The sequence below is a fragment of the Pseudomonas sp. TH06 genome (genome assembly GCF_016651305.1).
Classification (GTDB): domain Bacteria; phylum Pseudomonadota; class Gammaproteobacteria; order Pseudomonadales; family Pseudomonadaceae; genus Aquipseudomonas.
In genome coordinates this window covers 2,824,778-2,838,625 of record NZ_JAEKEC010000001.1, presented here as the reverse complement: position 1 = coordinate 2,838,625, position 13,848 = coordinate 2,824,778, and the positions used below count along the sequence as shown (strand labels likewise).

Below are 13,848 nucleotides of genomic sequence, written 5' to 3'. Positions count from 1 at the left end.
TGCCGGATCAGGTGGCTTCCTGGAAATCCATCTCCGGCGGCTGGCGACGGAAGCCGCCGGTCAGTACTGCCAGATACACAACACCGATGGCCAGCCAGCTCAGGCCCAGATAAACCGCCAGATGATCCAGACTGACCATCAGCCACAAGTCCGCCACCAGGCCAATGAACGGGAAAATCAAAAACAGCAGCAGTTCGCGCAGCCCCTTCTTTTCACCGCCGATCCAGTAATGAAAGATCACCGACAGATTCACCAGGCTGAACGCCAGGAACGCGCCGAAATTGATGAACGAGGTCGAGGTGGTCACGTCGAGTTTCAGCGCCAGCAACGCCACGACGGCGCAGAGCAGAATGCTGTTGACTGGTGTGCCGAAGCGCGCGTGCAAGGTGCCGAAAAACGACTTCGGCAGCACCCCGTCGCGGCCCATCGCGAACAGCAATCGCGAACCGCTGGCCTGCGCTGAAAGCCCGGACGCAAACTGACCGACGATCAGGCCGATGAGGAAGATCGAAACGAACAGGTCGCCGCCAATATTGCGGGCGATTTCATAGGCCGCCGAGTCGACGCTGTCGAACTGGAACGACGGGTGGGCGATCTGCACGAAGTACGACACGCCGACGAAAATCAGCCCGCCGATCAGGGTGATCAACATGATTGCCCGAGGAATGGTGCGGCGTGGATCGCGGGTCTCTTCGGTCAAGGTGCTGACCGCGTCGAAACCCAGGAACGAATAACAGGCGATCGCCGCACCGCTCATGACCAGCGGCATCTGCATGTCACCGTTGAAGAACGGTTTGATCGACCACAACGGCGTGCTCGCATCACCACCGATGTAGTGCACGCACAGCGCGACGAAGGCGATCAGTACGAGGAACTGCACCAGCATCAGCAAGGCGTTGATGCCATTGGCCAGTTTCAGGCCGATGATGTTGATCGCACTGGTGATGCCGATGAACGCCAGAACCCAGATCCATTGCGGAATCGACGGGAACGCCGAGGCCAGGTACGCGGCGCCGATCAGCCAGATCGCCATCGGCAGAAACAGATAGTCGAGCAGTACTGCCCAACCGGCGATGAAACCGAGTTTCGGGCTGATGGCCTTGCGCACGTAGCTGTAGGCGGAGCCAGCGACAGGGAACGCCGCAGCCATGCGCCCGTAGCTCATTGCAGTGAAAAACATCGCGACCAGCGCCGCCAGATACGCGGCGGGCACCATGCCCGCGGTGGATTGCGCGAGGATGCCGAAGGTGCCGAGAACAATGATCGGCGTCATGTAGGCGATGCCGAACAGCACCACCGACCCTAGCGAAAGGGTGCGTTGCAAACGAGCCATGGACGACTTACTCCGAATTTTATTGGATTTATGGCAGAGCCGAGTTCGGCGAATGTTTCGGGTGTGGTTTTGTTGTTTGGGTGAATCAATCGGGTCGCTAAAAGATCGCAACCTTCGGCAGCTCCTACCTTGGCATGCGTACTCCTGTAGGAGCTGCCGAAGGCTGCGATCTTTTGATTTTCAACGTTGAGGGATCAGCAACTCGCGCCGCCCGCAAGCGTGCTCCACCACCTCCCCCGGCAGCTTCAATCGCTGATCATCCAGATAGCGGTAATCCTTGCGCGCCAGTTCCAACTGGGCAAAATCCAGTTCAACCGTGAACTGCCCTTCCTCGCGCCCCGCCTCGAACAACAGTGTCCCCAGCGGATCCACCAGCGCGCTGCCACCGGCAAACATCAAGCCGTCATCCCCTGCTTCCACGCGATTGACCATCAGCGCGAACGCCTGATTTTCCTGGGCCCGCGCCATGATCGCGGTGCGATGGGTCGAGGCGTAGGGGTCCATGTTGCCGTTGGTCACGATCAGCAATTCGGCACCCAGTTGCGCCAAGGCACGGGCGGTTTCCGGAAACTCGATGTCGTAGCAGATCAGCAGACCGACGCGCACGCCGTTCCACAGACAGGTCGCATAGCGGTCACCCGCCTCGAACACACCGCGATCCGAAGCCCACAAATGCGTCTTGCGATATTTGAGGGCAATGCCTTCGGGGGTGATCAGCAGAGTGGTGTTATAGAACCGACCGCTGTCGTTCTCGGCCATGCCGATCACCACCGCAATGTTGCGTTCGCGGGCGGCGGCCAACACTGCGCTGACGGTCGGGCCATCCACTGGCTCGGATGTTTGCGCAACGGTCGCGGCCGTCGGGAAGCCCATCAGGTGGGTTTCCGGGAACACGATCAGTTGCGTATCGGCAGCGCACGCAGCAATCGCGGCGAGCGCACGTTGGAGGTTGTAAGCCGTGCCATTATCACGGCCCGCCAGTTGGGCGAGTTCGACTTTCATCGGTAATCCTTGTTCTGAGTGCCGGGCGCTGAAAGATTGCCCGGTGGCTGTCTGTGGGCCAGTATGCGCAGCAAGCAACCGGCCAGGGAATCACGCGGCCGGGGTAACCCGATAGGGGTAGATCGATGACACTTTCGTTTGACGACATCACCTGGCACCGCGCCGTCGGACAACTGATCGACGCGCTGGACAAGCCGAATTTCTGGGCGCAACTGGTGCGTTTGCTGGATCAGTACGTGGCGTTCGATAGCTGGGTCGCGCTGCTGTTCAGCGCAGATCAACACCCACAGGTTTTCGCCGAATGCCCCGGCGCGGACGGCAGTCCTGATCAGTTGTTTCAGGATTATCTGCGCGGCCTGTACCTGCTCGACCCGTTCTACATCGCCTGCCGCGAGCAATCGCGTACCGGTTTGTATCGCCTCTCGGAAGTGGCACCGGAGCATTTCGAGCTGACCGAGTATTACCAGCGATACTTTCGTCTGAATGTGGTCGCCGACGAAATCCAGTTCAATTGCCAGCTCGAAGGCGAACGCACGTTGTGCCTGTCGCTGGGCAGTAAAAAACGTTTCACTGGCGAGCAGATCGCTTTGCTGTCATTGATCCAGCCATGGGTACTGGGCCTGTTGCGCCAGCGCCTGCCTTACGAAATCAATGAAACCGTGGCCCTTGCCACATCAGCCCCTCCGGCGGATTGGCGGGTGCAGCTGGAAGCCTCGGTGCAACAACTCAAGGGCGCGCAACTGACCGCCCGGGAACTGGACGTCGGCCGTTTGATGCTCAGCGGTTGCTCCAGCAAAGAAATCGCCCGTAAGCTGGAAATCTCCGTAGAAACCGTGAAAGTCCATAAGAAACACATGTACAGCAAGCTGGGGATCAAATCCCAGTCCGAGCTGTTTTCGATATTCCTTCAGGCGCAGAACGCCTGACAACGCGTTGAAATGCTTTCCTGTGTCGATAGATTCCCTGTGGCGAGGGGATAAATCCCCTCACCACAATAGATGCCATCAACAGGCCCGACTGCTGCCACAGGTTTGCTAACCATTGAGTCCGAACCAAGGAAACCGTATGAGCCTGTCACTCCTGAGCCGCTACGCCTTCTTTGCCGTCTGCGTGATTTTCACCCTCGCCAGCCTGCCTTTCCTCGAACATGACTGGCTGTGGCCATTCACCGCCGTCACTGGCGTATTGAGCCTGATCGGCCTGTTCGACCTGCTGCAAAGCCCTCACGCGGTGCGCCGCAACTATCCGATTCTCGGCAACATTCGCTACCTGGTCGAAGGCATCCGCCCGGAGATCCGTCAGTACCTGCTCGAATCCGACAGCGATGCCCTGCCCTTCTCCCGTGCCCAGCGTTCGCTGGTGTATTCGCGGGCAAAAAACGAAACCGCCGACAAACCCTTCGGCACGCTGATTGATGTCTATCAGTCCGGCTTTGAGTTCATCGGTCACTCGATGCGCCCGGCGCCACTGAGTGACCCGAGCAGTTTCCGCGTCACCGTCGGCGGCCCACAGTGCAGCCAGCCGTACTCGGCCTCGGTGTTCAACATCTCGGCGATGAGCTTCGGCTCGCTCAGCGCCAACGCCATTCGTGCATTGAACCAGGGCGCGAAACTCGGCAACTTCGCCCACGACACCGGCGAAGGCAGCATCAGCCCCTATCACCGCGAACACGGCGGCGACCTGACCTGGGAGCTGGGCAGCGGCTACTTCGGCTGCCGCACCAGCGACGGCCGTTTCGATCCGGAACGCTTCGCCACCCAGGCGCAGAACCCGCAAGTGCGGATGATCGAAATCAAGATGAGCCAGGGCGCCAAACCCGGCCATGGCGGCATCCTGCCCAAGCACAAGGTCACCAAGGAAATCGCTGAAACCCGCGGCATCATGATGGGTGAAGACTGCGTGTCGCCATCACGCCACAGCGCCTTTTCCACACCAATCGAGATGATGCATTTCATCCAGCAACTGCGTGAACTGTCCGGCGGCAAACCGGTGGGGTTCAAGTTCTGCCTCGGCCATCCATGGGAATTCATGGGCATCGCCAAAGCCATGCTGGAAACCGGCATCCTCCCGGACTTCATCGTCGTCGACGGCAAAGAAGGTGGCACCGGCGCTGCACCCGTGGAATTCACCGACCACATCGGCGTACCCATGCGCGAAGGCCTGCTGTTCGTGCACAACACGCTGGTCGGCCTGAACCTGCGCGACAAGATCAAACTCGGCGCCAGCGGCAAGATCGTCAGTGCGTTCGACATCGCCAGCGTGCTGGCCATCGGCGCCGACTGGGCCAACTCGGCGCGTGGCTTCATGTTCGCCATCGGCTGCATCCAGTCGCAAAGTTGCCACACCAACAAATGCCCGACCGGCGTCGCCACTCAGGACGCTTTGCGCCAGCGCGCACTGGTGGTACCGGACAAGGCGCAGCGGGTGTTCAACTTCCATCGCAACACGTTGAAGGCACTGGCAGAAATGCTCGCCGCAGCCGGGCTTGAGCATCCGTCACAACTGTCGGCCAAACACCTGGTGCGACGCATGTCGGCGACCGAGATCAAGTTGTTTTCGCAGTTGCACGTGTTTTTGAAACCGGGGGAATTGCTCACTGGGGAAGTGAACGGCGAGTTTTATTCGCGGATGTGGCAGATGGCGCGGGCGGACAGTTTTGAGCCGAATGAGCTGGCGGTAGCCTGATCCCTGAAGAGTTGTCAGCCTCATCAGAGGCTGACCTCGCTTCGTTGACTAACAAGTAAGCGGTCATCGGTCCGCTTCTTAGTTCCACAGTTTGCGTCCAGCCTTTTGATAGCAACTGCCCGAAGTTCTTTTTCGACTCATATGAAACCCACCAGATTCTTCGCCCGCACTGCAAAACAACCAAATCCTGAAAGTAAATCCACTTCAACGGGTCGGGGATCAAGGCATAACCACCGAGTACGGGTGATGCAAGAAACGCCTCGAGAGATGAGCGAATGTGAAATCTGGGTTGAATGCCGGTCGTGTTGTAGTAAGTGAATGGCAGGTATGAAATAAGCGAATCAAGGATGATCACGTCACCCGGCTGAACTTCGCGTTTGATCGCTAGCGCCAGCTCGCGATATCCACTACTTCTGCGCATGTCTGTGCCATTCAATCCATCGGATTGCCGGTAGAGCATCGTCAGTCCATACAATTGCGCAACAACGCAAATCAGCAGAACCGCATGCCGCAACGCAGTCCAGTGCGCCCCCCATTTATCCAGCGCCACGGCTGTAATCATCGCAAGGGCAGGCGCGGAAAAAACCAGGTATCGAGGCACAAACAGCGGAAGAACCAAGGCGATAAGATAAAGCGCAATAAGTGGCACGAAAAAATAGCTGACCAACAACAGATTGAAACGACGTTCGCCAGCGTCACTGACAATGAGCGTCACAGCGAACAACAACATCAGAAAAAACGGTGCCAGGTACCAGATCGACGATTCGGAACTTGTGGCTCCCAAGACGGTGAACTGCCAGACAAGCGTCAGCGCCCCGTGCAGCGACACTGGTTTGATCCAGCCCAGACTACTTGTACCCCCAAGCTGCTCGATGAAATGCGGCATCCAGGGCAAATACAACAGCACGATGCCAAGATTAGCAACGATCCACAGACTGAACGAAATCGCCTTCCCATTGCGAGTAACACGGCTCTGCCACCAGAATAACCAATGCACCAATACGCACAGCCCAGCAAAATAGTGGGTGTAAAACGCCGCGCTCATCAGCAGCACATAGATGACTGCAAATCTTTTCCGATCGGGCGCTCTTGCCCAACACACCAACGCCACCGTTGCCCCCATCAGCCAGAATCCAAGCAGGGTGTACATCCGCACTTCCTGACTGTAACGCACCGAAATCGGCAACAACGCCAACAGCAACGCCGCAATCCATGTCGCTCTGCGAGTCGATATCAGACTCATCAACTTGATGCACAACAGCAAGGTGCCTACGTCGGCCAATGCACTCATTGCACGCGCCGGCAACGCTGCGTCGCCCCATATCGCGACCCAATAATGCAGCAGCACATAATAAAGCGGCGGATGAACATCCAATGCTGTCAGCGCCCAGATGCGCGCAGGCGTCTCTCTTGCCAGCAGCAAGCTGTAAGCCTCGTCATACCAGATCACGGGCACTGCGATGGAGTTGAACCGCACGGATAGTGCAATGATCAGAACCACCGCCAGAGCGACACGGTTTACCAGAACCGACGTTTGCGACGGATGGAAAAGCGGTACTGCCAATGAAAGTTTCATGCCCGCTCTCTACGAAACAGCACAAAGCGAAAAAAGCAGTATCCCAACAGCAGATTCAAAGCGGAAAAAACCGCCACTGTCAGTAGCCCTGGCAAGTGATGCTCGTCGGCGAACGAGCCAATACCAAAACTCAGTCCCCCCATCAGACCAATGAACAGCAAGTACCCAGACACCGAAGTTGTGGTTTCGAAGGTGTACAGCGCATTCACATAAAACGAGAACGCCGCGGCCACACAAAACGCCGCAAAATTGCTGGCTGCCTGATGAAGACCGGCCGCAGTGACGAGCACGAAGAATATTTGCCAGTGGATCAGCGCATCCGCCAACCCGATCACGCTGGTTGCAGAGAATCCTTTCATAACCACCCCTTGCCGGGTCCGTTTGGCGGACTTTCAAGCTAAGTCATGGCGATGGGCCGGTCTACTGTCAGAAATTACAGGTACGAGAAGTATTCCGACCAACGGTAATAGCCGTTTCACCACTGCAGCAATCTGCCTTGTGGCGGCTCTTTCATGACAATGAAAGCGTAATCGCCCAGCAGATAGATCCGGTAATACAGGCTGTCAAGCAACGCTGGATAACCCAGATACCCCACACGGGTGGCGTTGCGCCGCTCGCGTTCGGCAACCACGTGCACCAGTTGTCGTCGATGTAGGGGAAGTCGGCGAGGATCAGTGGCAGGGCGTACAGCGAAGACGCGAGCAAAAAGAACAACGCGACCTGACGGCGGCCGAGTTCTCGCACGAGAAAATCGCTGATCCTCATGGCTGCGCCTCGGGGTGGATATAAAGCTTTGAACCTGCTTCGCGGTTTTGTATCGGCCTATCAGACCGGTGGTTACTCTGCTCCCAGCAGTCGTTAGAGAGGCATGCCAGTGGTGATCGCTTTACCTGTTGTGACTGCTTTACCTGTTGTGACTGCTTTACCTGTTGTGACTGCTTTACCTGTTGTGACTGCTTTACCTGTTGTGACTGCTTTACCTGTGGCGAGGGGATTTATCCCCTCGCCACAGGTTTTACACAAATCCTGAGATCCACAAAAAAGCCCCGATCTCTCGACCGGGGCTTTGTCGTCTCAGCGCCTACAACTTAAGAAGCCGAACGCGCCGCACCTTGCGTCACTTGGGTCGGTTGCAACTTGAATACGTAGAACAACACGGTCAGCAGCACCAGAAACACCGGCCCTACATACAGTGCGATACGCGTGTCCGGGAAGTACGCCATCAAGCCGACCACCAGCACCAGGAACGCAAGTGCACAGTACGAACTGACCGGATACAGCCACATTTTGTATTTCAGGGCAGCACGCTCGCTGGCGCTCAGGCCTTTGCGGAATTTCAGTTGCGCCAGCAGGATCATCACCCAGGTCCAGATCGCGCCGAAGGTAGCAATCGAGGTCACCCAGACGAAGACTTTTTCCGGCACCAGGTAGTTGAGCAGGACGCCCAGCAGCAGCGCGAAAATCGACAGCAGCAGTGCACGACGCGGCACACCGTTGTTCGAGGTCTTGGCGAAACCGGCCGGGGCCTGGCCATTCTGCGCCAGGCTGTAGAGCATGCGCCCGGTGCTGAAGATGCCGCCGTTGCAGGAAGACAGTGCCGCAGTGATCACCACAAAATTGATGATGCCGGCGGCCGTCTTGATGCCCAGACGTTCGAAGGTCATCACGAACGGGCTGCCCTGCGTGCCGATTTCATTCCACGGGTAGATCGACAGGATCACGAACAGTGCACCGACGTAGAACAGCAGAATCCGCCAGAACACCGAGCCAATGGCATTGGGGATGGTCTTCTGCGGGTTCTTTGCTTCACCGGCAGTCAGACCGATCATCTCGACACCGAGGTAGGCGAACATGACCATTTGCAGCGACATCAATACGCCCTGAATGCCGTTGGGCATGAAGCCGCCATGCGTCCACAGGTTGGAAATCCCCAGCGCCACGCCATCGTTGCCGAAGCCGAAAGCGATGATGCCGATGCCGCCGATCACCATGGCGATGATGGTGACGATCTTGATCAGGGCGAACCAGAACTCGAATTCACCGAAGGCTTTCACCGCGATCAGGTTGATCGAACCCATGCTGACCAGCGCCGCGAGCGCCCAGATCCAGCGGGGTACATCGGGGAACCAGATGCCCATATATACGGCGACGGCAGTGATTTCCGCGACGCACGTCACCAGCCACAGGAACCAGTAGTTCCAGCCGGTGAGGAAACCCGCCAATGGTCCGAGATAGTCTTGCGCGTAGCGGCTGAACGAGCCGGCCACCGGGTTGTGCACGGCCATTTCGCCGAGGGCGCGCATGATCACCAGGATCGCCAGACCGCCAAGAATGTAGGAAAGCATGATCGCCGGGCCGGCCATTTCGATGGCTTTGGCCGAACCGAGGAACAGACCGACGCCGATACAGGCACCGAGCGCCATCAGGCGAATATGCCGTTCGCCGAGTTCGCGTTTGAGCGGACCGCCCTGAGCGGTTTCGCCGTGAGGCAGGTGATTGCCAACTGGCATAGGGGTGCAACCTCGTCTTGTTATTGGATTGGACCACCGAGTGTCGAAGCCTCAACCGATAGGCGTTGGCTTGTAGGAAACCGCGCCTGCTTCGTGGGCAAACGCGTCTTGTAGGACAAAACCTGCAAGATCAGCGGGGCGTGCAGTATAAAAAGCCATCGACAGGCACTTTCACTCTATAAACAGAAATATTCAGCGATAACTCTCGGCAAAAGCCGGGTTTTCGGAGAGAGATTAACTGGTTTACGTAGGAATATTCGCCGCCGAAAAAGGCGCCGAGTATTGCACAGCATTGGTGCATCGTCATGCCCCTGCTTAGGTCGAATGGGTCCCCTCAAAAGCTCTGGCCCGCTCATCTCCAAGACAACTGATGGCAAAGCTTTGCCTGTCCCAAGAGGATTTCCTGTGGCGAGGGGATTTATCCCCGATGGGCTGCGAAGCAGCCCCCCATATATACAGATACACCGCATTCTCCGGGTTTGGGCCTGCTGCGCAGGCCATCGGGGATAAATCCCCTCACCACAATAAATCCCCTCACCACAGATCCTTCCTCTGCACACCAATCTTCTCTCCCAGTAAATCGCTCTCTCCGTCCTTCACAGAAATCAGAAAATTCACTCAAGCCTTACAGATCCGACTCGGCTAACCCGGCACTAACCTAAAAAGATCAACCACAAGGAAGTGAAAGTGCCTGCCTATCCAAATTCCTGTCGTCTGCGCCTGGGCCGAAGCTCCGAGGTCGGTCGCGCCTACTTCATCACCGCTGTAGTCCACAATCGTCAGCCCATATTTTCCGATTGGCAAACAGGTCGTCTACTGGTCGCGCAACTTCGCAAGGCACACAACGAAGGCCAGGCTGAGTCCATTGCCTGGGTAGTAATGCCCGACCATTTTCACTGGCTAATGCAGTTGAAGACCGACAATCTCGGTGATGTCATTGGCGGTATCAAGGCGCGCTGCACTCACGCTGTTAACAAAAAAACCGGGAGACGTGGGGCACTATGGCAAACCGGGTTTCACGACCGCGCCATTCGCGATGGGGAAGACCTGAAACCGTTCGCCCGCTACATCATCGCCAACCCCCTGCGGGCCGGACTTGTAGCAAAGATAGGCGACTATCCACTCTGGGATGCCTGTTGGCTGTGAACTTCAATGTGGCGAGGGGATTTATCCCCGATGGCCTGCGCAGCAGGCCCAACCCCCTGAGAATGCGGTGTAGGTGTAACTGTATATATGGGGGGGGCTGGTTTTGGGGCTGCTTCGCAGCCCATCGGGGATAAATCCCCTCGCCACAATAAATCCCCTCGCCACAGTAATTCTGCTAAGCCAATAAATCCCCTCCCCCACCCTTCACAATTTTTTCACCACCGCCAACCACCGTCTAAGCTTCAGACAAGTCCGATCAATCTGCGTGAATGGATCAATCGACTATGGGCGCTTTGTGGCAAACCGATTCGAGTAAAGCCGTGGTTCCGACTGAACGTGTGGATGATCAAGCGCCTGTCCCTGAAAAACCCCGCCGCAGCCGGCACGGGTGGAAGGCTTTCTGGCTGTTGCTGCTGATTATCGCGGTGGTGGTGGGATTGGCTGCCTCCAAGGAAATGCGCACCTCGCGCTTTCAGTCCCGAGAACTCAGCCAATATGCCGCCTCGCTGACCTACAAACTGGAGCCGGGGCCCAGTGAAGCCATTCGTTATCCGGGCAACGGTCCGTTCGATCTGCGGCTGGGCTACAGCTCCCTCGATGAATTCCTGCCGCGCCTGCTCAAGCGTAACTATGTCGTCGCCGAGCAGACGCGTTTTTCACCGGCGCTGCTCAGCTACACCGACAAAGGCCTGTTTGTGCCTTACTCCGAGAAAATTCAGGCCGGGCTGTCGATCACCGATTGCCGCGCCGCGCCGCTGTACAAGTACAACTATCCGCAGCAACTGTATTCGAGCTTCGCGGCGATTCCGCCGGTGGTGGTCAACAGCCTGCTGTTCATTGAGAACCGCTTCCTGCTCGACCCCAAGCAACCCATGGCCAACCCGGCCGTGGACTGGCCACGTTTCGGCATGGCCGCGTGGTCGCAGGTGGCGAAGTTGCTGCACCTGCCCGGGCAATCTGCCGGTGGCAGTACCCTGGCCACGCAACTGGAAAAATACCGGCATTCGCCCGATGGCCTGACGGTGTCCGGTGCCGAGAAGATTCGCCAGATGATTTCTGCCAGCGTGCGCGCCTATCAGCCCGGCCCGGAGACCCTTGGCGCGCGGCAGAACATCATTCGCGACTACCTCAACAGCGTGCCGCTGTCCGCCGTGCCCGGCCACGGCGAGGTGCACGGCATGGCCGAAGGGCTGCGGGTCTGGTACGGCACGGATTTCAACAAGGCCAACGAACAGTTGAACAGCCCGGCCACCGACCCGAAAACCATGGCCGACAAAGGCCTGGCCTTGCGTGAAATGCTCTCGCTGATGATTGCCCAGCGGCGTCCGTCGCATTACCTGACCAAGGGCCACGAAGAGCTCGCCGACCTCACCGACAGCCACCTGCGTCTGCTCAAGCAGAGCGGTGTGATCGACAGCGCCCTCGCCGATGCGGCACTGGCCAGCACCGTCAGTTACCGCGACTGGCAGACCCAGCCGACCCTTCAGCCCATCGAAACCAACAAAGGCATCAGCGTCGCCCGCAGCCGACTGGCGAGCATGCTCAATCGTCCACTGTACGACCTCGACCGCCTCGACCTCTCAGCCACCAGCACCCTGCAGGGCGACCTGCAAACCCAGGCCACCGCCTATCTGAAAAAACTCGCCGACCCGGCCTATGCCGGCGAAATCGGTCTGCTCGGCGAACGCCTGTTGACCCCCACCAGCACCACGCAAGTGCGCTACAGCTTCACCCTGTTCGAACTGACCCCGGACGGCTCGCGGGTGCGGGTGCAGACCGACAGCACCGACCAGCCGTTCGACATCAACGAGGGCAGCAAACTCGAACTGGGCTCGACGGCGAAAATGCGCGTGCTCACCACCTACCTGCAAATCATCTCCGAACTGCACGACAAGTACGGTGCCATGAGCGTGCCGGAGCTGAAGAAAGTCGAAGTGCCAGATCAGGATCGCCTCAGTCAATGGGTCATCGACTATCTGATCCAGAACAAGGATCACGACCTGTCGAAGATGCTCAGCGCCGCCCTCGATCGCAAATACTCGGCCAGCCCCGGCGAGGCGTTTTTCACCGGGGGCGGGCTGCACGTGTTCCACAACTTTCGCAACGAAGACAACGGCCGCATGCCGAGCCTGCGTGATGCCTTGCGTGAGTCGATCAACCTGCCGTTCATTCGCCTGATGCGTGATGTGGTGCGCTACGTCACCTACTCCGGCCCCAACAGCAGCGCCGAACTGCTCAAGGACGACCGCGACCCGCGACGTCAGGAATACCTGGCCAATTTCGCCGACCGCGAAGGCACTTCGTTCCTGCTCAAGTTCTGGAAAAAGTACAAAAACAAGGACACCCAAGCGCGCCTCGAGACCTTCCTCGACAGCATGCGCCCGACCCCGATCCGCATGGCCGCCGTGCACCGTTACCTGTTGCCGAACGCCAGTCAGGAGGATTTCAACAGCTTCGTGCGCTCGCACCTCAAGGGCGCCAAGCTCACCGAGAAACTCACCGATGATCGCCTGATCAGGCTTTACGATGCCTACGGCCCCGGCAGTTACGACCTGCCGGATCAAGGCTTCATCGCCAAAGTGCACCCGCTCGATCTGTGGCTGATGGGTTACCTGTTGAACAACCCGGACGCGACGTTTAGCCAGATCGTCAAGGCCAGCCAGTTCGAGCGTCAGGAAGTCTACAGCTGGCTGTTCAAAAGCAAGCACAAGGGCGCGCGCGACAGCCGCATCCGCACCATGCTTGAGATCGAAGCGTTCCTGGAAATCCACCAGCGCTGGCAGAAAGTCGGTTACCCGTTCGATCATCTGGTGCCGTCGCTGGCGACCGCCATCGGCAGCTCCGGCGACCGCCCGGCCGCCCTCGCCGAGCTGATCGGCACTATCCTCAACGACGGCGTGCGCATGCCGACCCTGCGCATCGACAGCCTGCACTTCGCCGCCGGTACCCCCTATGAAACCCGACTGGTCAATGACCCTCACGTCGGCAAACGGGTGATGCCGTCGGAAGTCGCAACAGCCATGCGTGAAGCCTTGTCGCAGGTGGTCGATGCCGGCACGGCAAAACGTGTTTCCGGCAGTTTCAAACTGGCTGATGGCAGCCCACTGGCCATGGGTGGCAAAACCGGGACCGGCGACAACCGCATCGAGGCCATCGGTTCGGGCGGGAGGATCCTCAGTTCGAAGTCGATCAACCGTACGGCGACCTTCGTTTTCTACATCGGCGAACACCATTTCGGCACCCTCACCGCGTTCGTTCCGGGACGCTCTGCAGAGAACTTCAAATTCACCTCAGCCCTGCCAGTGCAGGTGCTCAAGGGCATGGCACCGATTCTCACACCGTACTTGCAACCGGGTAGCGACTCGCAATGCCGGCCTGTGGAAAACACTCAGGTTACGTTGGTCACGGCACCTGCCGACGAGCGTCTTTGAACAGCGTTCGGCGTCAGGCTGGTTGCTAAAATCCGCCACACCGGGTGCTACAGGGCTATTTTTTTCGATTCGAATTTTCGACCGGTCGGCGGCGAAAAGCCCTGATTAAACAGGTGTGTTTTTCGTCTTTTGTTTTGAGCATCCCCCGATAAGGTGATCATCCCG

10 protein-coding genes are annotated in these 13,848 nt (G+C 58.1%); 4 read left to right on the top strand and 6 right to left on the bottom strand.

Annotated elements, in window-relative coordinates; all coding sequences use genetic code 11:
- Window positions 1-7 precede the first annotated feature (7 nt).
- On the bottom strand, window positions 8-1,333 hold the full coding sequence (locus tag JFT86_RS12815) for an APC family permease (protein WP_201232583.1): 1,326 nt from the start codon (window positions 1,331-1,333) through the stop codon (window positions 8-10).
- Between the two features lie 180 nt (window positions 1,334-1,513).
- Window positions 1,514-2,335, bottom strand: coding sequence for a carbon-nitrogen hydrolase family protein (locus JFT86_RS12810; protein ID WP_201232584.1), 822 nt, complete (start codon window positions 2,333-2,335; stop codon window positions 1,514-1,516).
- A 125-nt stretch (window positions 2,336-2,460) separates the two neighbouring features.
- On the opposite strand from JFT86_RS12810, the gene JFT86_RS12805 reads away from it, so the two are divergent.
- Both JFT86_RS12805 and JFT86_RS12800 read left to right on the top strand, forming a co-directional pair.
- Complete coding sequence (locus JFT86_RS12805; protein WP_201236956.1) at window positions 2,461-3,261, top strand: LuxR C-terminal-related transcriptional regulator; 801 nt, start codon at window positions 2,461-2,463, stop codon at window positions 3,259-3,261.
- A gap of 139 nt (window positions 3,262-3,400) precedes the next feature.
- A complete protein-coding gene (locus JFT86_RS12800) occupies window positions 3,401-5,020 on the top strand; it encodes an FMN-binding glutamate synthase family protein (protein ID WP_201236955.1) in 1,620 nt (539 codons plus the stop codon).
- Here the strand turns inward: JFT86_RS12800 and JFT86_RS12795 are convergent.
- The 4 genes from JFT86_RS12795 to JFT86_RS12780 all read right to left on the bottom strand — a co-directional run bounded on the left by JFT86_RS12795 (window position 4,929) and on the right by JFT86_RS12780 (window position 9,106).
- Window positions 4,929-6,596: a glycosyltransferase family 39 protein gene (locus tag JFT86_RS12795; RefSeq protein ID WP_201236954.1), complete on the bottom strand. Its 1,668-nt coding sequence runs from the start codon at window positions 6,594-6,596 to the stop codon at window positions 4,929-4,931. The genes JFT86_RS12800 and JFT86_RS12795 overlap by 92 nt on opposite strands.
- Window positions 6,593-6,955: a GtrA family protein gene (locus JFT86_RS12790; protein WP_201232588.1), complete on the bottom strand. Its 363-nt coding sequence runs from the start codon at window positions 6,953-6,955 to the stop codon at window positions 6,593-6,595. The genes JFT86_RS12795 and JFT86_RS12790 overlap by 4 nt, the downstream gene beginning before the upstream one ends.
- Window positions 6,956-7,071: 116 nt before the next feature.
- Window positions 7,072-7,233: a hypothetical protein gene (locus tag JFT86_RS12785; RefSeq protein WP_201238652.1), complete on the bottom strand. Its 162-nt coding sequence runs from the start codon at window positions 7,231-7,233 to the stop codon at window positions 7,072-7,074.
- Window positions 7,234-7,684: 451 nt separating this feature from the next.
- Entirely contained in the window at window positions 7,685-9,106 is a 1,422-nt protein-coding gene (locus JFT86_RS12780; protein WP_201236953.1) for an amino acid permease, read from the bottom strand.
- A 687-nt stretch (window positions 9,107-9,793) separates the two neighbouring features.
- On the opposite strand from JFT86_RS12780, the gene JFT86_RS12775 reads away from it, so the two are divergent.
- Both JFT86_RS12775 and JFT86_RS12770 read left to right on the top strand, forming a co-directional pair.
- On the top strand, window positions 9,794-10,252 hold the full coding sequence (locus tag JFT86_RS12775; RefSeq protein WP_201232590.1) for a transposase: 459 nt from the start codon (window positions 9,794-9,796) through the stop codon (window positions 10,250-10,252).
- Window positions 10,253-10,536: 284 nt separating this feature from the next.
- A complete protein-coding gene (locus tag JFT86_RS12770) occupies window positions 10,537-13,683 on the top strand; it encodes a transglycosylase domain-containing protein (protein ID WP_201236952.1) in 3,147 nt (1,048 codons plus the stop codon).
- The last annotated feature ends 165 nt before the right edge of the window (window positions 13,684-13,848 follow it).

Bases quoted from the DNA above. Each gene is read 5' to 3' on its own strand.
- JFT86_RS12815 (WP_201232583.1), bottom strand. From the start codon at position 1,333: ATGGCTCGTTTGCAACGCACCCTTTCGCTAGGGTCGGTGGTGCTGTTC.
- JFT86_RS12810 (WP_201232584.1), bottom strand. From the start codon at position 2,335: ATGAAAGTCGAACTCGCCCAACTGGCGGGCCGTGATAATGGCACGGCT.
- JFT86_RS12790 (WP_201232588.1), bottom strand. From the start codon at position 6,955: ATGAAAGGATTCTCTGCAACCAGCGTGATCGGGTTGGCGGATGCGCTG.
- JFT86_RS12800 (WP_201236955.1), top strand. From the start codon at position 3,401: ATGAGCCTGTCACTCCTGAGCCGCTACGCCTTCTTTGCCGTCTGCGTG.
- JFT86_RS12770 (WP_201236952.1), top strand. From the start codon at position 10,537: ATGGGCGCTTTGTGGCAAACCGATTCGAGTAAAGCCGTGGTTCCGACT.
- JFT86_RS12780 (WP_201236953.1), bottom strand. From the start codon at position 9,106: ATGCCAGTTGGCAATCACCTGCCTCACGGCGAAACCGCTCAGGGCGGT.
- JFT86_RS12805 (WP_201236956.1), top strand. From the start codon at position 2,461: ATGACACTTTCGTTTGACGACATCACCTGGCACCGCGCCGTCGGACAA.
- JFT86_RS12795 (WP_201236954.1), bottom strand. From the start codon at position 6,596: ATGAAACTTTCATTGGCAGTACCGCTTTTCCATCCGTCGCAAACGTCG.